Origin of the sequence: Stenotrophomonas sp. SXG-1, assembly GCF_014083965.1 — a bacterium.
GTDB lineage: Bacteria > Pseudomonadota > Gammaproteobacteria > Xanthomonadales > Xanthomonadaceae > Stenotrophomonas > Stenotrophomonas geniculata.
Genome location: NZ_CP046588.1, coordinates 3,642,580 through 3,667,404, shown reverse-complemented (window position 1 = coordinate 3,667,404; position 24,825 = coordinate 3,642,580). Strand labels below are relative to the sequence as shown.

28 protein-coding genes and 1 other RNA gene are annotated in these 24,825 nt (G+C 67.5%); 9 read left to right on the top strand and 20 right to left on the bottom strand.

Annotation, left to right across the window (positions count from 1 at the left end; all coding sequences use genetic code 11):
- The first annotated feature begins 81 nt into the window (after positions 1–81).
- The 3 genes from GOC52_RS16765 (at position 82) to GOC52_RS16755 (ending at position 2,969) form a co-directional block, all read left to right on the top strand.
- Entirely contained in the window at positions 82–900 is an 819-nt protein-coding gene (locus tag GOC52_RS16765) for an SDR family oxidoreductase (protein ID WP_019338776.1), read from the top strand.
- A 93-nt stretch (positions 901–993) separates the two neighbouring features.
- Positions 994–1,986, top strand: a complete 993-nt coding sequence (locus GOC52_RS16760; protein ID WP_043400271.1) for a YiiG family protein — start codon at positions 994–996, stop codon at positions 1,984–1,986.
- Positions 1,987–2,003: 17 nt separating this feature from the next.
- Positions 2,004–2,969: a YiiG family protein gene (locus GOC52_RS16755; RefSeq protein ID WP_043400298.1), complete on the top strand. Its 966-nt coding sequence runs from the start codon at positions 2,004–2,006 to the stop codon at positions 2,967–2,969.
- Between the two features lie 64 nt (positions 2,970–3,033).
- Here GOC52_RS16755 and GOC52_RS16750 read toward each other — a convergent pair whose 3' ends face one another.
- Complete coding sequence (locus GOC52_RS16750; RefSeq protein WP_043400272.1) at positions 3,034–3,906, bottom strand: ion transporter; 873 nt, start codon at positions 3,904–3,906, stop codon at positions 3,034–3,036.
- Positions 3,907–3,969: 63 nt separating this feature from the next.
- Here GOC52_RS16750 and GOC52_RS16745 point away from each other — a divergent pair, with 63 nt between their 5' ends.
- Entirely contained in the window at positions 3,970–5,196 is a 1,227-nt protein-coding gene (locus GOC52_RS16745) for an acetylornithine transaminase (protein ID WP_010484016.1), read from the top strand.
- Between the two features lie 93 nt (positions 5,197–5,289).
- Here the strand turns inward: GOC52_RS16745 and GOC52_RS16740 are convergent, their stop codons facing one another.
- Positions 5,290–5,892 (bottom strand): HAD-IA family hydrolase, encoded by a 603-nt coding sequence (locus GOC52_RS16740; protein WP_049453666.1) that lies wholly within the window; start codon positions 5,890–5,892, stop codon positions 5,290–5,292.
- Positions 5,893–6,015: 123 nt separating this feature from the next.
- Here GOC52_RS16740 and azu point away from each other — a divergent pair, with 123 nt between their 5' ends.
- Positions 6,016–6,465 carry an azurin gene (azu, locus tag GOC52_RS16735; protein WP_019338772.1) on the top strand — a complete coding sequence of 150 codons (450 nt, stop codon included), beginning with the start codon at positions 6,016–6,018 and terminating at the stop codon, positions 6,463–6,465.
- 106 nt (positions 6,466–6,571) lie between these two features.
- Here azu and hemL read toward each other — a convergent pair whose 3' ends face one another.
- Positions 6,572–7,861, bottom strand: coding sequence for a glutamate-1-semialdehyde 2,1-aminomutase (hemL, locus tag GOC52_RS16730; protein ID WP_191849955.1), 1,290 nt, complete (start codon positions 7,859–7,861; stop codon positions 6,572–6,574).
- A 16-nt stretch (positions 7,862–7,877) separates the two neighbouring features.
- On the bottom strand, positions 7,878–8,504 hold the full coding sequence (gene thiE, locus GOC52_RS16725) for a thiamine phosphate synthase (RefSeq protein WP_159360538.1): 627 nt from the start codon (positions 8,502–8,504) through the stop codon (positions 7,878–7,880).
- A 34-nt stretch (positions 8,505–8,538) separates the two neighbouring features.
- Between thiE and GOC52_RS16720 the strand changes: the two genes are divergently transcribed.
- Positions 8,539–8,763: a rubredoxin gene (locus GOC52_RS16720; RefSeq protein WP_014038358.1), complete on the top strand. Its 225-nt coding sequence runs from the start codon at positions 8,539–8,541 to the stop codon at positions 8,761–8,763.
- A gap of 78 nt (positions 8,764–8,841) precedes the next feature.
- On the opposite strand, the gene GOC52_RS16715 is transcribed toward GOC52_RS16720, so the two are convergent.
- The 8 genes from GOC52_RS16715 to GOC52_RS16680 all read right to left on the bottom strand — a co-directional run bounded on the left by GOC52_RS16715 (position 8,842) and on the right by GOC52_RS16680 (position 12,955).
- The gene (locus GOC52_RS16715; protein ID WP_010484022.1) at positions 8,842–9,687 is read right to left on the bottom strand and encodes a SirB1 family protein; all 846 of its coding nucleotides are present in this window, start codon (positions 9,685–9,687) and stop codon (positions 8,842–8,844) included.
- Between the two features lie 182 nt (positions 9,688–9,869).
- Positions 9,870–10,313 carry a DUF192 domain-containing protein gene (locus GOC52_RS16710; protein WP_010484023.1) on the bottom strand — a complete coding sequence of 148 codons (444 nt, stop codon included), beginning with the start codon at positions 10,311–10,313 and terminating at the stop codon, positions 9,870–9,872.
- Between the two features lie 21 nt (positions 10,314–10,334).
- Entirely contained in the window at positions 10,335–10,982 is a 648-nt protein-coding gene (gene rpiA / locus GOC52_RS16705; RefSeq protein ID WP_019338635.1) for a ribose-5-phosphate isomerase RpiA, read from the bottom strand.
- A gap of 22 nt (positions 10,983–11,004) precedes the next feature.
- Positions 11,005–11,484, bottom strand: coding sequence for an EVE domain-containing protein (locus GOC52_RS16700; RefSeq protein WP_005410901.1), 480 nt, complete (start codon positions 11,482–11,484; stop codon positions 11,005–11,007).
- Positions 11,481–12,074 (bottom strand): 5-formyltetrahydrofolate cyclo-ligase, encoded by a 594-nt coding sequence (locus GOC52_RS16695; RefSeq protein ID WP_033834478.1) that lies wholly within the window; start codon positions 12,072–12,074, stop codon positions 11,481–11,483. Before GOC52_RS16695 ends, GOC52_RS16700 begins: the two co-directional genes overlap by 4 nt.
- An 83-nt stretch (positions 12,075–12,157) precedes the next feature.
- A non-coding RNA gene (ssrS, locus tag GOC52_RS16690) (6S RNA) lies at positions 12,158–12,343 on the bottom strand.
- 97 nt (positions 12,344–12,440) lie between these two features.
- Positions 12,441–12,737, bottom strand: a complete 297-nt coding sequence (locus GOC52_RS16685; protein WP_143994190.1) for a cell division protein ZapA — start codon at positions 12,735–12,737, stop codon at positions 12,441–12,443.
- Positions 12,734–12,955 (bottom strand): TIGR02449 family protein, encoded by a 222-nt coding sequence (locus tag GOC52_RS16680; protein WP_005410898.1) that lies wholly within the window; start codon positions 12,953–12,955, stop codon positions 12,734–12,736. The genes GOC52_RS16685 and GOC52_RS16680 overlap by 4 nt, the downstream gene beginning before the upstream one ends.
- Before the next feature lie 153 nt (positions 12,956–13,108).
- On the opposite strand from GOC52_RS16680, the gene GOC52_RS16675 reads away from it, so the two are divergent.
- Positions 13,109–13,657 carry a YecA/YgfB family protein gene (locus GOC52_RS16675; RefSeq protein ID WP_049453672.1) on the top strand — a complete coding sequence of 183 codons (549 nt, stop codon included), beginning with the start codon at positions 13,109–13,111 and terminating at the stop codon, positions 13,655–13,657.
- Between the two features lie 5 nt (positions 13,658–13,662).
- The gene (locus tag GOC52_RS16670) at positions 13,663–14,985 is read left to right on the top strand and encodes an aminopeptidase P N-terminal domain-containing protein (RefSeq protein WP_152906759.1); all 1,323 of its coding nucleotides are present in this window, start codon (positions 13,663–13,665) and stop codon (positions 14,983–14,985) included.
- 550 nt (positions 14,986–15,535) lie between these two features.
- On the opposite strand, the gene pepQ is transcribed toward GOC52_RS16670, so the two are convergent.
- From pepQ to rph, 7 genes are all read right to left on the bottom strand, one after another.
- Positions 15,536–16,867 (bottom strand): Xaa-Pro dipeptidase, encoded by a 1,332-nt coding sequence (pepQ, locus tag GOC52_RS16665; RefSeq protein WP_191849952.1) that lies wholly within the window; start codon positions 16,865–16,867, stop codon positions 15,536–15,538.
- 75 nt (positions 16,868–16,942) lie between these two features.
- Positions 16,943–17,317 carry a PilZ domain-containing protein gene (locus tag GOC52_RS16660; RefSeq protein ID WP_010484030.1) on the bottom strand — a complete coding sequence of 125 codons (375 nt, stop codon included), beginning with the start codon at positions 17,315–17,317 and terminating at the stop codon, positions 16,943–16,945.
- Positions 17,314–19,593 carry a DUF1631 family protein gene (locus GOC52_RS16655; RefSeq protein ID WP_191849950.1) on the bottom strand — a complete coding sequence of 760 codons (2,280 nt, stop codon included), beginning with the start codon at positions 19,591–19,593 and terminating at the stop codon, positions 17,314–17,316. Before GOC52_RS16655 ends, GOC52_RS16660 begins: the two co-directional genes overlap by 4 nt.
- A 122-nt stretch (positions 19,594–19,715) precedes the next feature.
- On the bottom strand, positions 19,716–20,942 hold the full coding sequence (hemW, locus tag GOC52_RS16650) for a radical SAM family heme chaperone HemW (protein ID WP_227200309.1): 1,227 nt from the start codon (positions 20,940–20,942) through the stop codon (positions 19,716–19,718).
- 56 nt (positions 20,943–20,998) lie between these two features.
- Entirely contained in the window at positions 20,999–21,595 is a 597-nt protein-coding gene (gene rdgB / locus GOC52_RS16645; protein WP_010484033.1) for an RdgB/HAM1 family non-canonical purine NTP pyrophosphatase, read from the bottom strand.
- Complete coding sequence (locus tag GOC52_RS16640; RefSeq protein ID WP_191849948.1) at positions 21,592–21,981, bottom strand: VOC family protein; 390 nt, start codon at positions 21,979–21,981, stop codon at positions 21,592–21,594. Before GOC52_RS16640 ends, rdgB begins: the two co-directional genes overlap by 4 nt.
- Positions 21,978–22,703 carry a ribonuclease PH gene (gene rph, locus GOC52_RS16635; RefSeq protein ID WP_008267511.1) on the bottom strand — a complete coding sequence of 242 codons (726 nt, stop codon included), beginning with the start codon at positions 22,701–22,703 and terminating at the stop codon, positions 21,978–21,980. Before rph ends, GOC52_RS16640 begins: the two co-directional genes overlap by 4 nt.
- 123 nt (positions 22,704–22,826) lie before the next feature.
- On the opposite strand from rph, the gene GOC52_RS16630 reads away from it, so the two are divergent.
- Positions 22,827–23,687 (top strand): YicC/YloC family endoribonuclease, encoded by an 861-nt coding sequence (locus GOC52_RS16630; protein ID WP_019661992.1) that lies wholly within the window; start codon positions 22,827–22,829, stop codon positions 23,685–23,687.
- Between the two features lie 57 nt (positions 23,688–23,744).
- On the opposite strand, the gene selD is transcribed toward GOC52_RS16630, so the two are convergent.
- Positions 23,745–24,824: a selenide, water dikinase SelD gene (gene selD / locus GOC52_RS16625; RefSeq protein ID WP_191849946.1), complete on the bottom strand. Its 1,080-nt coding sequence runs from the start codon at positions 24,822–24,824 to the stop codon at positions 23,745–23,747.
- Between the last annotated feature and the right edge of the window lies 1 nt (position 24,825).

The following is a 24,825-nucleotide window of genomic DNA, read 5'->3' as shown; positions in this document are numbered from 1 at the left end:
GCCCGAGTATCGTCAAGGGCGGGTGAACTCCGCGTCGGCGCGGCATACTAGCGGCTCATTGCATACGCTGGAGTGTGGAACGTGGGCAGTCTGCAGGGCAAAACGCTTTTCATCACCGGTGCCTCGCGTGGCATCGGCCTGGCCATCGCACTGCGCGCTGCGCGCGACGGCGCCAATGTGGCCATTGCGGCCAAGTCGTCGGTGCCGAATCCGAAGCTGCCGGGCACCATCCACACCGCCGCCGAAGCGGTGACGGCTGCAGGCGGGCAGGGCCTGGCGCTGAAGTGCGACATCCGCGAGGAAGAGCAGGTGCAGGCGGCGGTGGCGGCCACGGTCGACACCTTCGGTGGCATCGACATCCTGATCAACAACGCCAGCGCGATCTGGCTGCGCGGCACGCTGGATACGCCGATGAAGCGTTTCGACCTGATGCAGCAGGTCAATGCGCGCGGCAGTTTCCTGTGTGCGCAGGCCTGCCTGCCGTACCTGCTGCAGGCGCCGAATCCGCACATCCTGACCCTGGCACCGCCGCCGAGCCTGGAGCCGAAGTGGTGGGGCGCACATACCGGCTACACGCTGGCGAAGATGGGCATGAGCTTCGTCACCCTGGGCCTGGCCGCGGAATTCGGCCCGCAGGGCGTTGCGGTGAATGCGCTGTGGCCGCGTACGGTCATCGCCACCGATGCGATCAACATGATTCCGGGCGTGGATGCGGCTGGCTGCCGCACGCCGCAGATCATGGCCGATGCCGCACACGCGGTGCTGGTGCGCGAAGCTGCCGGTTTCCACGGCCAGTTCCTGATCGACGATGAAGTGCTGGCGCAGGCCGGTATTACCGATCTTTCGGGCTATGCAGTGGATCCGTCGCGTCCGTTGTTGCCGGATCTGTTCCTGGATTGATCGCGCGTCGCCGGAAGAGGCCGAGGGCTGCGACCCTCGGCCTGCTGCGCTAGAATGCGTGGCTGTAATCGTTTTCAACAGGGATGTGAACACATGTCACGCACTCTTTCCGTCGCGGCGCTGGCCGCTTCGTTGTCGTTGATCCTGACCGCCTGCGGTGGCAAGGCCCCCGCAGCTGCGGGCGGCGCCGCTGCCTCCGGCACGCCGGACGCCAGCGCGGCACCGTCCGATACACAGCAGCAGTTGACCGCCAAGCTCAATGCCTACATCGGCTGCTTCAACGCGCTGGATTCGAAGACCCACGGCAGCATCCAGTCCTACACGCGCTGGATCAAGGACGTCGACGCTGGCCCGACCGGGCGCGAGACGCACGTGTACGGACCGTTCGAGATCAGCGATTACGACATGAAGCAGTGCGACGCCCCGGTGACCGGGGCGATCGCTGCCAAGCCGGCGCTGGCCGAACTCGATGCTGCTGCAGGCCATTACCAGCAGGCGCTGAAAGCGCTGGTGCCGGTCAGCAAGGACGCGCACGACTACTACGATCGCCAGGACTACGAAGACGACCAGTTTGCCAAGGGCAAGCAGCTGCACGCGCCCTTGATGGCCGCCTTCAAGGATTTCGTGGCTGCCAGCGAAACGTTCAATGCCGAGCTGGAGCGCCAGAACGACGCCGCCCAGCGCGAGCAGCTCAAGGCGCTGGAGCAGGCTGAGGGGCGCACGCGCGAGTACTACCGCCTGGCGATGATGCTGGAGGCCAAGGCCATCATGGATCTGATGAGCGAGGATGATTTCGATCAGGCCAAGGCCCGCGAACGCCTGGATGCCTTCAACCGCATTTCCGATGAAGCGCACGCCAAGGTTGCAGACCAGGAGCCGGGCAAGTCGGACTGGGAAGGCTTCGAACGTGGGGCCGAGAATTTCCGGCGCGAAGGCAAGGAGCGGCTGCAGCGCGTCAGCGAGAAAAAGCCTTACACCGATTTCGAACGACGCATGCTTGATTCGCCGTCGATGGCGCCGCGCGGTTCGGCCAGCAAGCTCATGCAGGAATACAACTCGCTCGTTTTCCAGAGCAACCGCCAGTGACCGGCGCGCCAGCACTCATGCGAGAGACCAGGACGACGTCCTGTCTGCGTATCGCGCCGCTGCTGCTGATCGGCGCTGTGGCGGGCCTCAGCGGCTGCAACAGATCGGCAGGGCTGGGCGTGGCCGACCCCGGGCTGGAGAAGGTGAACGCCTACATCGAGTGCTACAACGGCGTTGAACAGCCCATCCACGAGGGCTTCCAGGCCTACACCAGCTGGATGAAGGACCCCGAAGCCGGCCCGACCGGCAAGGAAGCGCAGCCGCGTTCGCCCGGAAAGGTGCTGTCGCACCGCGTCGAGTACTGCGGCCAGCCACTGACCGACGCGCTGGCGAAGACCCCGGCACTGCCGGTGGATGGCCCCGCGCGTGACTATCAGCAGGCATTCCAGGCATTGAACACCCTGGTCGAGCGTGCCGATGGCTACTTCACCCGCGAGGACTATCGCCGTGATGGCGGTGAAGGGATGCGCAGCCAGCATGCCCCGCTGATGCAGGCCTACGCCGATTTCTTCAAGGCCAGCGAAGCGATGGATGTGGCGCTGGAAAAGAACGAGAACGATCGCCGTGCCGCGCAGCTGAAGCAGATCGAGGAAAGCGAAGGGCGCTCGCTGGCCTACTACCACCTTCGCCTGCTGGGCGACGGCAAGCGATTGGCCACGGCGTTCCAGGACGACGCACCGGACGTCGCGGCGCTGCGCGCGCAGCTGGCTGACTATCAGGCACTGGTGACGGAAATCCAGAACGGGGGTGTCGGCAAGGACGACCCGATGTGGGGCCACGTGCAGCGTTCGGCGGACAAGCTGGTACGTACCGCGGGACGCGGCGTCGAGCGTCTGGAGCAGCACAAGCCGATCACCGCCGAAGCGCTGGCGGCAGAGCGGAAGGCGTCGGGCAGTTGGCTCACCACCGACCCGGAAGGGGCGCAGTCAACGATCCTTGCCGCATACAACGATCTGGTGACCACCAGCAACCGCATGCGATGAGCAACGGCGCACGCATCCCTGCGTAAGCGCCCAAGGTAGTGCCGGCCGCTGGCCGGCATATGCCTCAATGGTTGAACGCATCCGGCAGCTTGCCACCGCACTTGCGGCAGTGCAGTGCCTCCGGCTCATGGCCTTCCAGCCCACAGTCCGGGCAGCCACGCGCATCGCGGCGCGCGGCCTGTTCGGCTTCACGCATTGTGCTGGCCAGTTCGGCGGTGTAGATGCCGGTGGGCACGGCGATGATGCTGTAGCCGATCAGGATCAGTACCGAGGTGACGAAGCGGCCGAGCACGGTCTGCGGCACGATGTCACCGAAGCCGACCGTGGCCATGGTCACCACCGCCCAGTACATGCTGGCCGGGATATTGGTGAAGCCGTGTTCGGGGCCCTCGATCACGTACATCAGCGCACCGGCGATGATGGTGATGGTGATCACCGTGAACAGGAACACCAGCACCTTGCGCCGGCTGCGCCACAGCGACGTCATCAACACGCCGCTTTCCTCGATGTAGCGGGTCAGCTTGAGGATGCGGAATACGCGCAGGATGCGCAGTGCGCGCACCACCAGCAGGCTCTGCGCGCCGGGGATGAACATCGACAGGTAGGCGGGCAGGATCGACAGCAGGTCGATGATGCCCCAGATGCTCACCGCATACCGCAGCGGGCGCTTGACCACCGCCAGCCGCAGCAGGTACTCGGCGGTGAAGATGATGGTGAAGCCCCATTCCAGGATGTACAGGCCGGTGGACCATTCGGCGTGCAGGTGCTGCACGCTGTCGATCATCACCACCAGGATGCTGGCGACGATCGCCACCACCAGGATCAGGTCGAAATTGCGCGAAGGGCGGGTGTCGTGGCGGTAGATGATGTCGAACCACCGACGGCGCCAGCCGGTCTCGGTGGCGGGGTTCAGCTGGGGGGCGGAAAACGGTCGCATGGGCGCATTGTGCCGCAGGGGTTCCGGCGCGAGAATGGGGATTCCTGAATCCTGCCGACTGCCATGACCGCCGCTACCGATCCGCTGATCTCCCTTTCGCACTATTACCTGCCGGTCTACAAGCCCCGCCAGGTGGTACTGGAGCGAGGCCAGGGCGCCCGCGTGTGGGACAGCCAGGGCCGTGAGTTCATCGACCTGGCCGCCGGCATCGCCGTGTGCGGCCTGGGCCACAACGACCCGGACCTGGTGGCCGCGCTGGTCGAACAGGCCGGCAAGCTCTGGCATACCAGCAACGTGTTCTACAGCGCGCCGCCACTGCACCTGGCCGAGGAGCTGGTGAAGGCCAGCCGCTTCGCCGAGCGCGTGTTCCTGTGCAATTCCGGCGCCGAAGCCAATGAAGTGGCGATCAAGATGGTCCGCAAGTGGGCCTCCAGCCAGGGCCGCCCGGCCGACAAGCGGGTGATCATCACCTTCCGCGGCAGCTTCCACGGTCGCACCATGGGCGCAGTGACCGCGACTGCCCAGCCGAAGTACCAGGAAGGCTACGAGCCGCTGCCCGGTGGCTTCCGCTACATCGATTTCAACGATGAGGTGCAGCTGGAAACTGCGATGGCCGCCGGTGACGTGGCAGCGGTGATGCTGGAGCCGATCCAGGGCGAGGGCGGCGTGATGCCGGCCAAGTCCGGCTTCCTCAAGCGCGTGCGCGAGCTGTGCGACCAGCACAACGCGCTGCTGGTGCTGGATGAGATCCAGGCCGGCATGGGCCGCACCGGCACCCTGTTCGCGCACTGGCAGGACGACGTGGTGCCGGACATGGTCACCCTGGCCAAGGCGCTGGGTGGCGGCTTCCCGATCGGTGCGATGCTGGCCGGCCCGAAGGTGGCCGAAACCATGCAGTTCGGTGCGCACGGCACCACCTTCGGTGGCAACCCGTTGGCCGCTGCGGTCGCACGCGTTGCGCTGCGCAAGCTGGCCTCTGCGGAGATCGCCGCCAATGTCAGCCGCCAGTCGAAGGCGCTGCGCGATGGCTTTGCGCGCATCAACGAAGAATTCGGCGTGTTCAGCGACGTGCGTGGCCGTGGCCTGATGCTGGGCGCGGTGCTGAGCAAGGACTTTGCCGGCCAGGCCGGTGCGATCCTCGACCACGCCGCCGAGCAGGGCCTGCTGACCCTGCAGGCCGGCCCGGACGTGCTGCGCTTCGTGCCGTCGCTGAACATCACTGATGAAGAAGTGGCCGAAGGCCTGAAGCGCCTGCGCGCAGCGATTGCTGCGTTCATTGCCGCGCGCTGACGCCGGAAGAGGCATCTGTAGAGCCGAGCCTACGCTCGGCTCATCGCGATGTCAGGCAACAGGAGCCGAGCATGGGCTCGGCTCTACAGCGCGTCATGCGATCCGATAGCGCTTCAACACCTTGCCCAATCCCCGGCCATCGCGCACGGTTTCCGCGTGCAGGCCGGCAGCGCGTGCGCCGCGCACATTGGCGAACAGGTCATCAATGAACAGCGTGTGCGAAGGCGCCACGCCGAGTACCTCAAGCGTGCGCAGGAAGACTTCCGGTGCGGGTTTGCGCAGGCCGAAACCGGCGCTGCAGAACACGCGCTCCCGCAGGGCCGGGAACAGTTCCGGCAGCAGGGCGGGCAAGGCCTGCTGCATCAGCGCGCCGTTGTTGGTCAGCACCGCCATCGGCAGCTGCAGGGCCTGCAGCCGCTGCAGCACGGCAGCCTGCGGATGGCTGGCGGCCCGCCGCGCCGCGGTCCATGCAGCCACATCGACCGTCGTGCCCAGACGCTCCCCCAGCTGCGCCAGATAGGCCGGGCCATCCAGCGTGCCATTGTCATGCGCCGCTTCCAGTCCGCTGTCATACAGCGCGGCCTGCACGGCCTGCGCCGGAACCTGCAGCGCCTGGGCCAGGTGCAGCACGCGTTGCGCGCGCTGGTACTGCACCAGCACGCCATCCACATCCAACAGCAACAGATCGATACGCATCGGCCGAGCATGCCATTGCAGTGAACACTCGGGAAACCCTGGAGCAGCCATGCGACAGACGGTCGCAGACGCGGCCACAGGGGCCTGCCTAGAATGGCGCTTGAATCCGCAGGAGATGCAACGATGAAGGCTTGGAGGGTGGCAGTGGGAGTGGGCGCGCTGATGCTGGCGCCGTCGGCGATGGCGCGGGTGTGTGCGGTGAGCATCGACAGCACCGACCAGATGAGCTTCAGCAGCCGCGAGATCAAGGTCGCCGCCGACTGCACCGCCGTGGACCTGACCCTGCGCCACACGGGCAAGCTGGCCACTACCGCGATGGGACACAACTGGGTGCTGACCCGCACCGCCGACTATCAGCCGGTGGCGATGGCGGGCATGCGCATGACCCTGGCCGACAGCTACCTGCCGAAGGCCGACAAGCGCGTGCTGGCGCACACCAAGGTGATCGGCGGTGGTGAGACCACGCGCGTGCGTTTCTCTACCCAGGGCCTGCAGAAGGGCGGTGACTACACCTTCTTCTGCTCGTTCCCCGGCCACTTCGCGATGATGAAGGGCAAGTTCGTCTTCGGTTGATGCCGTTTGTAGAGTCGAGCCATGCTCGACTGCTCTGTGCCAACCAAGGTTGGCACCCACCAGATGCGGCAGTGCCAACCAAGCTTGGCACCTACCAGAGCAGGGCTCAGCCCTTGGCGGCCTTGAACGCCACGCGTGCAGCGGCCAGCGTTGCTTCGATCACGGCATCGTCGTGCGCGCTGGACAGGAAGCCGGCCTCGTACGCAGACGGTGCCAGGAACACGCCCTGGTCCAGCATTGCGTGGAAGAAGCGGTTGAACGCCGGAATGTCACAGGCGGTGGCCTGTGCATAGGTCTCCACCTTCTCGTTGGTGAAGAACAGCCCGAACATCGCGCCCACGCGGGTGGTGGTCACCGCCACGCCGGCGTCGGCGGCGGCGGCTTCCAGGCCGGCGCACAGGCGCGCCGTGCGCTCGGCCAGGTCGGCGTGGAAACCCGGCTGCTGGATCAGCTCCAGCATCGCCAGGCCAGCGGCCATTGCCACCGGATTGCCGCTCAGCGTACCGGCCTGGTAGATCGGGCCGGCCGGGGCGATCTGCTGCATCAGCTCGCGACGACCGCCGTAGGCGCCCACCGGCATGCCGCCGCCGATGATCTTGCCGAAGGTGGTCAGGTCCGGGGTGATGCCGTAGTGCGCCTGCGCACCGCCGAGGGCGACGCGGAAGCCGGTCATCACTTCGTCGAAGATCAGCAGCGCGCCATGCTTCGTGCACAGTTCGCGCAGGTGCTGCAGGTAGCCCTCGCGCGGCGGGATGCAGTTGGCGTTGCCGACCACCGGTTCGATGATCAGGCCGGCGATGTCGTCACCCTGCTGTTCGAACAGCGCGGTGGCGGCTTCGAAATCGTTGTAGGGCAGGGTCAGGGTCAGCTCGCTCAGGCCGGCCGGGACGCCTGGCGAGGTCGGCACGCCCAGGGTCAACATGCCACTGCCGGCCTTGACCAGGAACGAGTCGCCGTGGCCGTGGTAGCAGCCTTCGAACTTGACGATGCGGTTGCGGCCGGTGGCGCCACGCGCCAGCCGGATCGCCGACAGCGTGGCCTCGGTGCCGGAGTTGACCATGCGCACCATCTCGCACGACGGCACCAGCCGGGTGATGGTTTCGGCCATGGTCACTTCGGCCGCGCACGGCGCACCGAACGACAGCCCGTTGTCGATCGCCTTCTTCACCGCCTGGCGCACCGCCGGGTGGTTGTGGCCGACGATCATCGGGCCCCAGGAACCGACGTAGTCGATGTAGCGGTTGCCGTCGACGTCGTACAGGTAGGCGCCGTCGGCGCGTTCGACGAAGAACGGCTCGCCGCCGACCGACTTGAACGCGCGCACCGGCGAATTGACGCCGCCCGGCAGCAGCTGCTGGGCGCGGGAGAACAGGGCGTGGGACTGGTCGTGGTTCATGGGGCTTTCCTGGGCGTTACGCGAACTGGGCGAGGTAGGCGCGCTGGGTCGCGACCGGGTCCTGCGCGGCGTAAATGCCGCTGACCACGGCCACCAGGTCGGCGCCGGCGTCGATGATGGGACCGACATTGTCCGGCGTCAGCCCGCCGATCGCCACCCGCGGCACGCCCAGTGCGGCGCTTTGCCGCAGCAGGTCGGTATGGGCGCGGCTGGTGGTGATCTTGGTGGTGGTCGGGAAGAACGCGCCGAAGGCCACGTAGCTGGCGCCGGCAGCCACGGCCTTCTCGGCATTGGCCAACTGGTCGTAGCAGGAGGCGCCGATGATGGCGTCGGGGCCGAGCAGGGCGCGCGCGCTGGGGATGTCACCGTCGGTGCCGCCCAGGTGCACGCCGGCCGCGCCCACGGCCTTGGCCAGCGCCGGGTCGTCGTTGATGATCAGCGGCACGCCGCGCTCCGCGCACAGCGCCTGCAGTGCGGTGGCCTGTTCCTGCCGCAGCGCGTCGTTGGCGGTCTTGTTGCGGTACTGCAGCCAGGTGGCGCCAGCGGCCAGCAGCGGCGCGGTACGGGCCAGCAGGTGCACGGTATCGGGCTCGTCCGGGGTGATCAGGTAGACGCCGCGGGGCGCCGGGGAAGCAGAAGTCATCGATGGCTACCGGTGCGTGGGCCGCGATGGGACAATGGCGGCCCGTGAATCCAGCCCTGATTATCCGATGAGCGATGCCACCCCCACCACCTTGCGCACCTGGATGTGCGTGGTCTGCGGCTTCCTTTACAGCGAAGCGGAAGGCTTGCCGGAGGAGGGCATCGCGCCGGGGACGCGCTGGGAGGACATCCCCGAGACCTGGACCTGCCCCGATTGCGGGGTGACCAAGGCCGATTTCGAGATGGTTGAAGTCGATTGACCGGTAGGGCCTGCAGGCCCTTCTGTGGGTGCGGACCGTTGGGGTGGGTGTGGACCGTTGGTCCACACGCCGACTCCCTCAATGCAGCCGCGGCACCGGCCCGCCCAGGTCGATCAGCTTCTCACGCAGCCACTGCGCATCGCTGGCCTCGGGATTGCGCTTCAGGTACTGCCCCAGGTCGTGGCGGGCACCGGCCAGATATTCCAGCTGCAGATAGGCCAGGCCGCGATCCCGCAGCGCGTCGTCCTGCTCCGGGGCCAGCTTCAGCAGGCGATCGGCACTGCGTGCAGCGCGGTCCCACTCGCCGGCCTCGGCATACACGCCATGCAGGTTACGCAGCATGCGCATCAGGATCGCGCGCGCCGGCGCCGGGTCAAGGATCTGCGCCAGCACCTGGTCGTCCGGCATCTGCCCACCCAAGTGTGATTTGGCCCGCTCGCGCAGTTCGTCCACGTCCAACGGGCGGCCACCGTTGAACGGGTCCATCACCAGCACGCCGTCGTCCACCGGCAGGCGCACCAGGAAGTGGCCGGGGAAGGACACGCCATCGAGCGGAATGCCCAGCCGGCGCGCGACTTCCATCTGCACCAGCGCCAGTGAGATCGGGTTGCCCAGGCGCCGCTCGAATACCTGGTTGAGGTAGCTGTTGCGCGGGTCGTAGTACTCGTCGTGGTCGCCGCTGTAGCCCAGCTCGTCGAACAGGTGGCGGTTGATCGCTGCCATCTTCAGCGGGCTGTTGTCGATGCTGTCCACTTCCGAGCGGAGGTGGTCGACATGGCTCTGGATCAACGCGTCGTAGGTGGACGGCTGCAGATCGGGGTATTCATCGCGCGCGATCAGCAGTGCGGTCGGCAACAGTGGCAGCGCCTCGTCTTCGAGGTCGGCCAGTGCATCCCAGTCGGGGAGAGAGATCCGGTCCTGCATGACCACAGACTGGCGACATTTGCAGGCGGTTTCAAGCGGTGCCGCGTGAAAAAGTCACGGCCTGGGGCGATGGGTTTCCGGTGGGTGTGGACCTTGGTCCACACCACAGCCAGCCAGCGCGCGGCAAGTCAGTGCCGACCAAGGTCGGCGCCTACCGCTCCTCCTCAACGCAGGGCGAGGATCTACTCGATGCCCGGGCCGAAGGTCAGCGCGGTGCCGTCCTTCAGCTTCAGCTTCTCGGCCTGGCCCGCATTGAGCTCCAGCACGTACCGGGCCGGGCCACCGCTGGGATACGGCGGGCACATGTCGCCGGCCGAGCACGGCGGAACGTCGCGCTGCTGGCTGACCAGCCTGCGCTCGCTGTCGAAGTACAGGATGTCCAGCGCGATCTTCGTGTTCTTCATCCAGTACGCCTGCATTTCCTCGCGGTCGTGGATGAACAGCATGCCGTGGTCGGCGGCCATCTGGTCGCGGAACATCAACCCGCGCGCGCGGGTTTCATCGTTGGTGGCCAGCTCGACCTGGTAGCGGGCGCCATCCAGCTCGACCCAATGGCGGGCCGCATCGGTGGCGCAGCCGGCCAGGGCCAGCAGCGGAAGCATCAGCAGCGAACGCAACAGCGACATCGTCAGGATCCTTCGAAAGGGTCAGAGCACGACCGGCGGCTCGCCGCCGACGATCACCACATCGGCGCGACGGCGCGCGAACAGGCCCACGCAGACCACGCCCGGCAGCTGGTTGAGCTCGCGCTCCAGCTTTTCCGGATCGGTGATCTGCAGGTTGTGGATGTCCAGGATCTGGTTGCCGTTGTCGGTGACCACGCCTTCGCGCCAGGTCGGCTGGCCGCCGGTCATGTCGCGGATCTGGCGGGCGACCAGGCTGCGCGCCATCGGGATCACTTCCACCGGCAGTGGGAATCTGCCCAGCACCGGCACCTGCTTGCTCGGGTCGACGATGCAGATGAAGCGCTCGCTGGCCTCGGCGATGATCTTCTCGCGGGTCAGCGCGGCACCGCCGCCCTTGATCAGGCACTTGTTGGCGTCGCACTCATCGGCGCCGTCCACGTACAGCGACAGGTTGCCGCTATGGTTCAGCTCGATCACCTCGATGCCGTGCTGCTTCAGGCGCGCGGTGCTCTGCTCGGAGCTGGATACGGCGCCCTTGATGCGGTGCTGGATGCGGGCCAGGGCATCGATGAAATAGGCCACGGTGGAACCGGTGCCGACACCGACGATCATGCCGTCTTCTACGTACTCGATGGCTTTCTCGGCGGCCAGGCGCTTGGCTTCGGACATGGGAGAACTCTCAGGCAGGGAATCAGGATTTCTTTTCCAGCGACAGCAGCAGCTTCCACTGCGCGGCCGTCACCGGGAACACCGACAGGCGGTTGCCCTTGGCAACCAGCGGGAAGCCTTCACCGAGCTCTTCGGCGTGCAGCTTGATCTCGTCCAGCGCGATCACCTGCTTGAGCTTGCGGTCGAAGGCCACGTCCACCAGCATCCAGCGCGGGTTCTCGCGCGTGCTCTTGGGGTCGTGGTAGTCGGATTTCGGATCGAACTGGGTGTCATCCGGATAGGCCGTGCTGGCCACCGTGGCCAGGCCGACGATGCCCGGCACCTTGGTATTGGAGTGGTAGAACAGGATGCCGTCGCCCACCTGCATGCCATCGCGCATGAAGTTGCGCGCCTGGTAATTGCGCACCCCGTTCCAGGGTTCGACCTTGACCTTGGCCAGGTCATCGATGGAGAAGGCGTCCGGTTCGGACTTCATCAGCCAGTAGCGCTTGCGGGCGGTCATGCGTTCACGGGGGCAGCGGAGGGGAACAGGGTGCCGTCTTCGGTGCAGATCGCATCCACGGGCACGTCCCACGACGCCACCGGCAAGGACTCGACCTGCTGCACCGCGAACGCAGCACCGACCAGCCAGGGCGGCGCCGGCCGGTCGTGGCGGAAGGCGAAGCTGCGATCATACCAGCCGCCCCCCATGCCCAGCCGCCGGCACTGCGTGTCGAAACCCACCAGCGGGGCCACCACCAGCGCCATCTGTGCTGGTTCCAGGGTGTCTTCCAGCGCCACGTCCGGCTCGGGAATGCCGTAACGGTTGCTGGTCAGCGGCTGCCCCGGCCGCCACGGCGCGAAGCGCAGCACGTCACCGGCCAGCACCGGCAGGCAATAGGTCAGTCCTTCGGGCAACTGCAACTGCCAGCGGTGCAGGGCGATTTCGCCATCCAGCGCCCAGTAGCCAGCCACGGCGCCTTCGCGCGGGGCGAACGGCAGCGCCAGCAGGGCATCGGCAAGGGATTCGGCGGCGGCGATGCGCTCAGCGGCGGAAAGGTCACGGCGGCGTTGCCGCAGGTCGTGGCGCAGGGCCTGGCGCGGGTCGGTCATGGCAGCGTGCGGCAAGGATCAGCCGTCATTGTGCCGCAAAGAACAAGGGCGACGCCCGAAGACGCCGCCCTTGCTGGAATATTGCATTCTCCGCAATGTCGATGCATGCGAAACGACCTTGAACCCGGGGGCTCAAGTGGGAACGCTGGAGAACCATCGGGCTTCCCGCTACAAGGCGGACCTGCACTCCCGGCGCTGTCGCGCTCCCGGTGTCGTTCTTAAGGGACAAGGCGAATGTTTGCACATGCCGTCGAGTACCGCAGAGAACGCGTGGCCATTATAGCCAGCACGCAGGATCTGGATAGGCCGTTCGTCGGCAACAGTCCGTGCCAATTCAGATATGAGAAGACGCGTTGTGCACGGTCTTCAGGTGCCGCCGTCGATGGCGCGGTCCAGCCGCCGGTTCAGGTCCGCCAGCGTCTGCTGCAGGGCCACGGCCTGGCGGGCGTTCTCGTCGCGCAGCAGCTGCAGTTCGTGGGCCAGGTTCAGCGCGGCCAGCACGGCGACACGGTCCACGGCGGCCATGCGGTTGCTGCCGCGGATCTCGCGCATGCGCGCATCCAGCAGGCGCGCGGCGGCCATCAGGCTGTCGCGTTCATCGCCGCCGACGCCCACGGTGTATTCACGATCGAGGATGCGGACACTGACCGGTTCGGCGCTCATGTGTGCTGCTCCAGGGATTTGAGCCGGCTGATCATTGCTTCCACCCGCGAACGTGCCTGCTCATTCTTGGCCAGCAGCGTCGAGCGCTCGGCCACAAGCTGTTCCTGCTGGTGGCGCAGGCTGCGGTTCTCCTCGGCCAGGCGCTGGTTGCGTTCAAGCAACGCTTCCACGCGGGCGGCGAAGTCCTGCAGCTGGGCAAGGGGGTCGGCGGGTTCCATGCAGGCACGATAGGCAAGCCGGGCAAGGGCGGTCAAGCGCTGTCGCAGCAAGGCCGGAGGGCTACCGGGAGGATGCCGCCGGGTTGCTACACTACGGGGTCTCACGGGCGCGCGCGTGCGCGCTCCGGGTTTCCTTTCCGAACGAGCCGCACGATGACCGAACTTCCCTCCGTCGACGACGTTACCCGCGCCAGCCAGGAGCTGGGACTGGGCGCCACCGCTGCCGAGCTGCATGGTGCGCTGTGTGGCTGGCTGGCCGCCGGCGGTGCCCCCGGCAACGACTGGCCGGCGCGCGTGCTGGCCGACGACAACCTGCCGCCGGTGGCCGCCGACAGCGTGCTGGGGCAGCTGCTGCAGGCCACCATCAAGCAGCTGGAAGACCGTGACTTCGCCTTCGAACTGCTGCTGACCGACAACGATGACGTGTCCGCGCAGGCCGATGCCATGTTCAGCTGGACCCGCTCGTTCCTGGGCGGCTTCGGTCTGGGCAGTGGTGGCAACCGGCCAGCCCTGTCCGAAGAGGGCGAGGAAGCGCTGACCGACATGGCCAGCCTGGCCCGCGCCTCCAGCGAGGATTTCGAGGCCAGCGGCGATGATGACGACGAAGCCCTGTCGGAGATCGAGGAATTCATCCGCGTGGCGGTGCTGCTGCTGCACGGTGACGTGGTGCTGGCCTCGCGCCATCGGCAGCGCCTGAACTGATGGACATCAAGCAGCGCACCGGCATCGCGGCCGGCGAATACAAGCGTCGCCGCCGCCAGCTGATGGACATGGCCGGCGAGGACGCGATCCTGGTACTGCCGGCCGCAGCCGAGAAGGTGCGCAGCCTCGATACCCATTATCCGTTCCGCCAGGATTCGGACTTCCAGTACCTGAGCGGCTTCCCGGAGCCGGAAGCGGTGCTGGTGCTGATTCCGGGCCGCCGCCACGGCGAGGCCATCCTGTTCTGCCGCGAGCGTGATGCCGAGCGCGAGGCCTGGGACGGCAGCCGCGCCGGCCAGGAAGGCGCGGTGGCGCAGTACGGCATGGACGATGCCTACCCGATCGACGATCTGGACGACATCCTGCCGGGCCTGCTGGAAGGGCGCTCGCGCGTCTACTACCACTTCGGCCGCGATGCCGACTTCGACCTGAAGCTGATCGGCTGGGTCAACCGCGTGCGTTCGCAGGTGCGCCACGGCGCGCAGCCACCGCATGAGTTCCTGGAGCTGGGCCACCTGCTGCACGAGCAGCGCCTGTTCAAGTCGGGTGCGGAAGTCGCGTTGATGCACCACGCCGCGCAGATCAGCGTGCGTGCGCATCTGGCTGCGATGCAGGTGGCCAAGGCAGGTATCCACGAATACGAACTGCAGGCCGAGCTGGAGCGTGTGTTCCGCGCCAACGATGCCGTGCCGGCGTACTGCAGCATCGTCGGTGCCGGCCGCAACGGCTGCATCCTGCATTACCGCGACAACAACGCGCGTTCGCGCGATGGTGAGCTGGTGCTGATCGATGCCGGTGCCGAATACCGCGGCTACGCCAGCGACATCACCCGCACCTTCCCGGTGAATGGCCGCTTCAATGCCGAGCAGCGTGCACTGCACGACCTGGTCGGCGATGCGCAGGCCGCGGCGCTGGCGCAGGCCAAGCCGGGCGTGCCGTACGAGGCCGGCCACCTCGCCGCAGTGCAGACCCTGACCGAGGGCCTGCTGCGGCTGGGCCTGCTGAAGGGCACGCTGGAAAAGAACGTGTCCGAGGGCCTGTACCAGCGTTTCTACCGGCACAAGACCGGGCACTGGATCGGATTGGACGTGCACGATGTAGGCGATTACCGCCTCGCCGGTGATTCACGCCTGCTGGAGCCGGGCATGGCGTTCACCATCGAGCCGGGGCTGTACATCGGCGTGGACGACACGACGGTGGAGCCGCGCTGGCGCGGCATCGGCATCCGTACCGAGGATGACGTGCTGATCACCGATGACGGCCATCGCGTGCTGACCGAAGGCCTGGCGCGCAGCGCCGACGAGATCGAAGCGGTGATGGCGGGGTAAGGGGGGTCGGCAGGGCTTGCAGCCCTGCACCCGCAGAGGCAACAGCAACAGCAACAGCGGGCTATCCGTGGGATGGCGGGGCACTGTGGGTTTGCGGGGACGCCGTGAATCCATCCCTGGAGGCTTGGTCGCCGCATCCATGCGGCTCACACCCCGCAAACCCACAGTACCCCGCCTTCGACAGGTTCACGGGGCTGTTGGTGGGTGCCGACCGTTGGTCGGCACATCTGTCAGACATCGAATGAATCATCCACGCATGGCGTGGATCTACTGGCAATTGCGGCTGTTGGCACGCGCGGCTGTTGGTAGGTGTCGACCTTGGTCGACACGGAGCGAGCGCAGCAAGCGACCCGCTTCTGCTTTTCTTTTTCTTTTCCGTGGTTGGACGCGCGCAGGAAACTGTCAAAGGTGGGGCGGGTAGGCCATGCAGGGGCGTTGGCGCCATGGATGGCGCCATCGAGCCCCCATGGATGGGTTTACGGCGTGTCCTGCAAACCCACCCCGCCCGGCAAAGCGCGGCTTTTGCTCCAAGCGACCAACCACGAGGGGCTCAGCCGTTCGCCGCCGCAAACGCCGGCCGCGTCAGGTTGTCCGCCTCGCCCTCTGTGCACAGCACTTCGTCTTCGATGCGGATGCCGCCATACGGGCGGAAGAAGTCCACGCGCTCCCAGTTGATCGCGTCGCCATGGCCGGCGTCCTTCACTTCGTTCAACAGCATGTCGATGAAGTACAGGCCCGGTTCGATGGTCACCACCATGCCCGGTTCCAGCACGCGGGTCAGGCGCAGGTACGGATGGCCGGCCGGGCGCTCGATGCGGCCGCCTTCGTCGCTGGCCGCGAAACCCGCCACGTCGTGCACCTGCAGGCCGATCAAGTGGCCGATGCCGTGCGGGAAGAACGCGGCGCTGACGCCGGTCTCCAGCGCGGTCTGCGGCGATACCTTGATCACGCCGAAGTCCTTCAGCACGCCCATCAGCGAAAGATGCGCGTCCACGTGCAGCTGCTTGTAGTCGAAGCCCGGGCGCACCGCCGCGCACATCTGCTGCTGGGCGGCGTCGACGGCGGCGATCATCGCCGCAAACTCGTCGTGGCCCTGCGCGGCGTAGGTGCGGGTGATGTCGCTGGCGTAGCCGTAGGCGCTGGCACCGGCATCGATCAGGAAGCTGCGCAGCGGCTGCGGCGCCTTGCGGCCCAGCTCGGTGTAGTGCAGCACCGCAGCGTGCTCGTTCAGGGCCACGATGTTGCCGTACGGCAGCTCGTTGGCGTCCTGGCCGACGGCCTGGCAATAGGCCATGTGGATGCTGAACTCGTCGGCGCCGTTGCGGAACGCGGCTTCGGCGGCGCGGTGGCCACGCACGCCCAGCACCTGCGCCTGACGCATCAGTGCGATCTCATACGGCGTCTTGCTGCCGCGGTGCCATTCCAGGTAGTTCACCACCTGCGCCGGGTTGTTCGGCACGAAGGCACCCAGCGCGCTCTGCGGCTCGCCCAGGATCGCGCAGCGCGCCGGATCGGCCGGCAGCAGGGCCAGCGCCTCTTCGGGCTTGCGGATGATGTGGATGTCGAAGTGCTCCACCCACCAGCCGCTGGGCGCGTCCGGCACCACGTGCCAGTAGTCGAAGGGCTGGTGGAAGATCACGGCCGGGCGCTTGCCCGGGGTGAACACGATCCAGCTGTTGGGCACGCGGGTCAGCGGCAGCCAGGCCTTGAACTGCGGATTGACCGCATACGGGTAGTCGCGGTCGTCGAACACCTGGTAGTGCAGGGTGCCGCTGGGCACCACCAGGTGATCGAAGCCACCGCGGGCCAGCGCCTGTTCGGCACGTCGGCACAGCACGGCCAGGTGGTCGGAATACAGGGCGCCGGGGTCTTGCTGGATCATTGCGGTGGCTCGACACGGAAAACGGCCCTAGATTCTGCCGCATACCGCGAAAAACCGCTGTGCCGGAACCGGCACTCAGGCCGTCGAAACCGGTCCCTCGTCGCTGTCCTCGCCCACCCACTGCCGCAGCAGCTGCCGATGCTCGCGTGACAGGGTGAGGAAGCGGAAGCCGGTCCAGCTCTGCCCGGGTACGTGCGCGGGCTCGCTCCATAGCAGATGCACGCCCACGTCGATGGCCTGCTGGCGGCCATCACCCAGTGGCAACGGGAAGCGCAGCTGGTACAGCGCATCCTCGCGCAGCGGCACGCTGGCCAGCATCAGCATGCCGGTTTCGGAGACATTGCCGAGGCGCCCGACCACGCACTCGCGCATCTGGTCGGTGACCGGCACCAGGTCCGAGACCTGGCGGCGCGGCGCGCGGCGGGTGTCCTGCGGCGGTACGGCTTTCATGCGGGGGTCTCCTGTGCGCGGCCCGTGGCCAGTGCACGCAGCGCACCGAGGCTGGCTTCCCAGGCACGGTCGACCAGCCGGCCCTTGTCTTCGGTGACCAGCTGCGCGCGCCCGGCACTGATCTGCCGTGCCAGCGTATCCAGGTCGGTATCGGTGATCTTCTGCCCGCGCGCATTGACGAACAACGCGTGGCCGGTCAGCAGGCTGTACCAGGACAGGCGCTGGCGGCGCAGCGTGCCATCGCCCGTATCGATGTCGAACCAGCTGCCGAACGGCAGCGTGGACAGCTGCTGGTAGGCCGCTTCTTCAGTACTGCTGCGCGGTGTGGCAGGTGCGGTGCCACTGTTCGTGCCGGCGTGCTCGCCCAAGCGCGCACGTGCCTTCAGGCGTGCGCTGAGCTCGGTACGCGAGGTGCTTTCATCCTCGCCGCCGGGCGTGGCCAGCCTGCGCGCGACGGCGGCGGCTTCCTCGGCGTGGTAGCCGACCTGCAGCAGTGCGGCCTCCACGTCCGCTGCCAGCGCGGTATCGGTGCCGCCAGGGGCGTCGACGGCCTGTGCGGTGATGGCAGCGATGCGCTCGGTCTGTTGCAGGCGCTCCTGCCACTGTGGCGAATCGTCACCATGGCGCAGGCGGGTGAGGGTCAGTGCATCGGCCCAGGCCTGGCGCAGCAGGGTCTGCACGAAGCGCGGCGGCGACTGCGTGTCGCAGCACTGGTCGATCTGTGCGGTGGCCTGGCGACGGGCCAGTTCCAATCGTTCCTTGCCGCGGGCGGCTTCCACATGGCGGCGCTCGGCCAGTTCGGCACGATGGGCCGCCGCGCGCTGGTGCTGCTGCACGTCTTCGTTGGCGGCGGCAAAGGCCTCCGGCGCACGTGCATCCTGCCCCAGCAGGCCCTGCACGCTTTGCGCCATGCGCTGCAGCAGCTGTGGGTCCACATCGTCATCGCCCAGCCAGTTGGCGCCGACTTCGGCGATCTGGTTGAGCAGCTCACGCGCGGGGTGTTCGTCGCGCACGAAGAAGCCCGGGTCGGCCATGGCCGCGCGTGCCAGGGGCACCTGCAGGCGCGCCAGCAGGGCGGCCGGCACCGGATCGGGACGCTGCTGCTGTTGCACCTGCTGCATCAGCATGCGCAGCAGGTCGAGGTTGTCACGGTCGTGACTGCCCAGCTGGGCCTGCGCACCATGCTCGCTGCGCAGCTGCGCGACCACGGCAGCCTGCAGGTCGGCCACTCCGGTTGCGGCACTGGACTGGGCCTGCAGGCGCGCGAGGACTGCGTCGACTGCCGCGCTGGGCACTGCGCCGCTGTCCGCAGGGGCAGGGCTGGCATGCCGTGCCTGCTGCAGCAGTTCATGCAATGCACCGCCGGTGGACGTGGTTACGCCCGGCGTGGCGGGGCCGGCTGCGCCGCCCCCGTGGAAGGCGTCCTGTACCAGGCTGGACCAGGAGCCGGCCGGTGCCGAACCGTTCCAGCCGGTCAGCGGGGCTGCGGCGCGCTTGGCCGGCTGCGTGGTGCGGCCGCCACCCACCGACTGGGTGATGATCCGCCGCGTGCTCGACGAGCGTGCCAGGTAGGGGGTGTAGACCAGCCCCGGCAGTACGCCGGACTGGGCCAGCAGGGCATTGGCACGGTCAAGGATATCGCCCAGCCGTTCCAGCACCTGCCGTTCGAAACTGCGATACAGCGCCAGCTGTACCTCGACGCTCAGCGCGTCCTGTTCGGCAATCCGGCGCACCATCGCGCACAGTGCCTGCGGTGCCAGTGGCAGGGTGTCGGCCTCGAAGGCCGGCGCCGCCGCCAGTACGCCCAGGCGTTGGCCCAGCAGGTTCAGTGTATTGGTTGAACGCAGCGTCTCGCGCCGCACCATCTCGGTCAGCAGCAGGTCGCGATCCACTTCATGCTCATCGACCAGCGACAGCCCGAGCATGCCCGGCAGCGCTGGCGGCGTAGCACTGGTGCTGACACCGCTGGCCGGTTCGCGCAGCCGTGCGAGGGCATCGGCCACGGCGTCGAGCATACGGTCGGCGAAGTGGCCGGAGAACGCATGCAGCTGCCCACGCTGGGCCATCAGCTCGGCCTGCTGCTGCGGATTACGTGCGCGGTCGGCGTCGTGAAGCAGATTCTGCTCCAGCGCCTCCACCGTCAGGATCAGGGGCGCGGCCAGCGTCTGCCGGCACAGGCCGATCAGCGCGCCCAACAGCTCACGTACCCGCGGTGGCAGGTCGCTGGCGGCCAGTCGGTTCTTGTCGGCAGGAGTGATGGAAAAGACGGCTGACATCGGCAGGCGGTACCCGGATTCCCGCGGATCGATCTGGTGAATCTACCGTGTCGGCCGCTGTCGGCGCTACTTTAGGGTGGATGTGCCTTCCGTTCGCCAGGCATTGCCCCGGTCACGCGAGATCAATCTTCCAGGAACAGGCTCACCACATCGTTGGTGAAGCGGCGGCCCAGCTCGGTCGGCTGCACATGGCCATCCGTCACGTCCAGCCAGCCGCGCTGCACGGCCTCGGCCAGCGGTGCGTCCAGCACGCCGCGCGGCAGGCCGGTGCGCGACTCGAAATCGCGCAGGCCGAAACCTTCGTGCAGGCGCAGCAGATTCAGCATGTACTCGAACGGCAGGCGCTCGGGCGCGATCACATCGTCACCACCGAACGAGGCCGGGGTACCCGCGCTGTCCAGGTAGGCCTGCGGATGCTTCAGCTTCCAGCGGCGCAGCACGTGTTCCTCGGCGCCCGAGCTGATCTTGCCGTGCGCGCCGGCACCGATGCCCAGGTAGTCGCCGAAGCGCCAGTAGTTCAGGTTGTGGGCGCTCTGCCGGCCGGGGCGGGCGTAGGCACTGACTTCATACTGGCCGAAACCGGCCTGTGCCAGCAGGGCCTGGCAGTGTTCCTGCATGTCCCAGGCGTTGTCTTCATCGGGAATGCCATGCGGCGGCCGCGCGAAGAACACCGTGTTCGGTTCCAGGGTCAGCTGGTAGTGCGAGATGTGCGCCGGCTGCAGCGCGAATGCACGTTCCAGGTCGGCCTCGGCGCCGGCCAGGGTCTGTTCCGGCAGCGCGTACATCAGGTCGATGTTGAAGTTGTCGTAGCCCGCGTCCTGCGCCATCTTCACCGCGCGCTCGGCTTCGCCACTGTCGTGGATGCGGCCCAGGCGCTTGAGCATGGCGTCGTCAAAACTCTGGATGCCGAAGCTGAGGCGGTTCACGCCGGCCGCGCGGTAGCGGTCGAAACGACCGTGCTCGGCGGTGCCCGGGTTGGTCTCCAGGGTAATCTCGGCATTGGGCGCGAAACGCAGGCGCGCGCTGGCCTGCTGAAGGAAACGGTCGATCGCTTCCGGCGGGAACAGGCTGGGCGTACCACCACCGAAGAACACGCTGTGCACCACCCGGCCCCAGACCAGTGGCAGGTCCTGGTCCAGGTCACGCAGCAGCGCGTCGATGTAGGCATCGAATGGCAGTTCGCCCTTGGCCTGGTGCGAATTGAAATCGCAGTACGGGCACTTGCGCACGCACCACGGCAGGTGCACGTACAGCGACAGCGGTGGCGGCACCAGCCGCGGCGGGCTGTCGTGGTCAGCGGAGCAGGCTTCGCCGGGCAGGTGGTTGCAGTGGTCGTGGGCGTGCGGCATGGGCTTCTTCGGTAGTGCCGGCCGCTGGCCGGCTTCCCTGGTTCGATCGGGTGGCGTCAGTACAGCGTCGCCAGCTGTTGCTTGAGCTGCTGCAGGGCAATGGCGCGGTGGCTGATGGCGTTCTTCAGCGCCGGCTCCATTTCCGCGGCGGTCAGGCCGTGGGTGGTGTCCAGGAACACCGGGTTGTAGCCGAAACCATTCGTGCCGCGCAGCTCGCGGATGATCTGGCCCTCCCAACGGCCTTCGCAGATCAGCGGCTGCGGGTCGGTGGCGTGGCGCAGCAGCACGATCACCGCATAGAACCGGGCGCTGCGCTGGCCGTCGGGAACATCGGCCATCGCGTCCAGCAGCTTGGCGTTGTTGGCCGCCGCGTTGGTCGGGTGACCGGCATAGCGCGCGCTGTACAGGCCCGGCGCACCGCCGAGGGCGTCGACGATCAGGCCCGAATCATCGGCCAGCGCCGGCAGGCCGGTCGCTTCGCAGGCGGCGCGCGCCTTCAGCAGCGCGTTCTCGACGAAGGTCAGGCCGGTCTCTTCCACGTCACCCAGGCCGAGTTCGGCGGCCGAGGTGATCTGCAGCGGCAGGTCGGCGAGGATCTCCTGCATCTCCACCAGCTTGCCGGCGTTGTGGCTGGCCAGTACCAGTTTCTTCATTGACGGGGCTCCAGCAGGTCCCAGGTGTTGCCATACAGATCGCGGAACACCGCAACCGTTGCATAGGGTTCTTCGCGCGGCGCTTCCAGGAACTCGACGCCGGCGGCCAGCATCGCCGCGTGGTCGCGGTGGAAGTCATCGGTGTTGAGGAAGAAGGCTACCCGGCCACCGGTCTGATTGCCGATGCGGCTGCGCTGCTCCTCATTGCTGGCACGGGCCAGCAGCAGCGCGGCGGCGCTGCCGTCGGTCGGGCCGACCACCACCCAGCGCTTGTGGCCCTGGTCGATGTCCTCCAACAGTGCGAAGCCGAGCTTGCCGGTGTACCAGGCGATGGCTTCGTCGTAATCGGCCACCACCAGGGTGGCCAGGGCAAGGCGCCGGTTCATGCCGACAGCGCTGCCTGCTGCGCGGCCAGCAGCTCGCGCACGCCCTTTTCGGCCAGGCCCAGCAGCGCGTCCAGCTCGTCGCGGCGGAAGGCATGGCCTTCGGCGGTGCCCTGCAGCTCGATGAAGCCGCCACCGTCGTTCATCACCACGTTCATGTCGGTGTCGCAGTCGCTGTCTTCGGCGTAGTCCAGGTCCAGCACCGGGGTGCCGCGGTAGACGCCCACCGACACGGCGGCCACTGCGCCCAGGATCGGGTTGCGCTTGATGTCGCCGCGCTTCATCAGCACGTTCACTGCATCGACCAGGGCCACGTAGGCGCCGGTGATGGCGGCGGTGCGGGTGCCACCGTCGGCCTGCAGCACGTCGCAGTCGAGGGTAATGGTGCGTTCGCCCAGCGCGTTGCGGTCCACGCACGCGCGCAGGCTGCGGCCGATCAGGCGCTGGATCTCCAGCGTGCGGCCGCCCTGCTTGCCACGGGCCGCTTCACGGTCACTACGGGTGTGGGTGGCGCGCGGCAGCATGCCGTACTCGGCGGTGACCCAGCCTTCGCCCTTGCCGCGCAGGAAGCCCGGCACGCGGTTCTCGACGCTGGCGGTGCACAGCACGCGGGTTTCACCGAAGCACACCAGCACCGAACCTTCGGCGTGGCGGGTGAAGCCGCGTTGGATGACGACCGGGCGGAGCTGGTCGGGCTGGCGGCCGCTGGGGCGGGAATCGGACATGGTGCGGGTTCCGTAATGGCGAGGGAGTACGCCGCCACGCCCGCGGCCTTCACGGGGCGGGCAAGGGGCTCTGGTGAGGGCGCTAGGGTACCATTCCCCCTTTGCACGCACCGGACACAATCCATGATTCGAAGCATGACCGCCTATGCCGGCGGCGAGCGGGTCACCCCGTGGGGCACGCTGGGCTGCGAGCTGCGCTCGGTCAACCACCGCTTCCTGGAGGTCGGCACCCGCCTGCCCGAGGAACTGCGGGCGCTCGAACCGCAGCTGCGCGAGCGCATCGCCGCACGCCTGAGCCGTGGCAAGCTGGATCTGGTGATGCGCCTGCGCGCGCCGGAAGCGGCGGCCAACCTGCAGGTGGACGAGGCCCTGCTGGGCCAGCTGGGCCGCCTGGCCCACCGCCTGACCTCCGATTTCCCCAACCTGCAGGTCAGCTTCACCGACCTGCTGCAGCTGCCGGGCGTGACCCGTGGCGAGGCCACCGATGCCGCCGCCCTGCAGGTCGAGGCACTGGCCCTGCTGGACCAGGTGCTGGACGGCTTCGTCGAGGCCCGTGAGCGCGAAGGCGGCAAGTTGTCGGCCGCCATCAGCGAGCGCGTGGACGGCATCGAACGCATCGCCACCGAAGTCCGCACGCTGATTCCGGCCATTCGCGACGGCCAGCGCGCCAAGCTGGCCGCACGCCTGGCTGACCTGCCGCACCCGGTCGACCCCGGCCGTGCCGAGCAGGAGCTGGTGCTGTGGCTGCAGAAGCTGGACGTGGATGAAGAGCTGGACCGTCTTGGCAGCCACATCGTCGAGATCCGCCGCGTGCTCAAGCAGCGTGAGCCGGTCGGCCGCCGCCTGGACTTCCTGCTGCAGGAGTTCAACCGCGAAGCCAACACGCTGGGCTCGAAGTCGGTGGACAGCCGTACGTCCAATGCCGCGGTGGAGCTGAAGGTGCTGATCGACCAGATCCGCGAACAGGTGCAGAACATCGAGTGATGCTGCACCCGGCGAAACGACAAGGGCGCCTTCGGGCGCCCTTGTCGTTTCCGCGCATCAGCGCACGCTGACGCCCGGTGTTCCAGCGCTCAAGCGGCCGATCACGGCTGCCTGGACGAACCCTGCGTCGTGGAAACAGGCCAGCACCGCATCCACCGCTTCCGGGGCACAGGACACCAACAGCCCGCCACTGGTCTGCGGATCTGTCAGCAGCGGCTGCCAATATGCTGGCAACCCCTCGGCGAAGTGCACCTCGGTGCCATAGGAGGCCCAGTTACGGTTGGAGGCGCCGGTCACGCAGCCACGCTGCAGCAGCTCCAGCGCCTGTGGCAGCAGTGGCATCTGTGCACTGTCCACCTCGGCGGCAACGCCACTGGCACGGCACACTTCCAGCAGGTGGCCGAGCAGGCCGAAGCCGGTGACGTCGGTCATCGCATGCACGCCGTCCAGCGCCGCCAGCGGCACGCCCACGGTGTTAAGTCGGGTGGTCGACTCGATCATCTGCCGGTAGCCGTCGGCGTCCAGCACTTCTTTTTTCAGTGCTGACGAATACACGCCCACGCCCAACGGCTTGCCCAGCACCAGCACATCGCCGGCGCGGGCATCGGCATTGCGCTTGAGCCGCTGCGGGTCGAGCACGCCGATCGCGGCAAGGCCATAGATCGGTTCCACCGAATCGATGCTGTGGCCACCGGCCACCACGATGCCGGCATCGGCGCAGGCGCGTTCGCCGCCCTGCAGGATGCCGCGGATGGTGTCCTGCGGCAGCGTGTTGATCGGCATGCCGACGATGGCCAGTGCGAACAATGGCCGGGCACCCATCGCGTACAGGTCCGACAACGCGTTGGTGGCGGCGATGCGGCCGAAGTCGAACGGGTCGTCGACGATGGGCATGAAGAAATCGGTGGTGGCGACAATCGCCTGGCGGTCATCAAGGCGGTACACCGCGGCGTCGTCGCTGGTCTCGCGACCAACCAGCAGCTCAGCCGGTGCCGGAAGCGCCGGAACGCCGCGCAGCAGTTCGCTCAGCACGCCCGGCGCGATCTTGCAGCCACAACCGCCACCATGTGCCAGAGAGGTCAGTCGTTGTGGGGCATCGGCCGTCGAAGGGGCGGGGGACTGCGCGTGCGTGGCCATG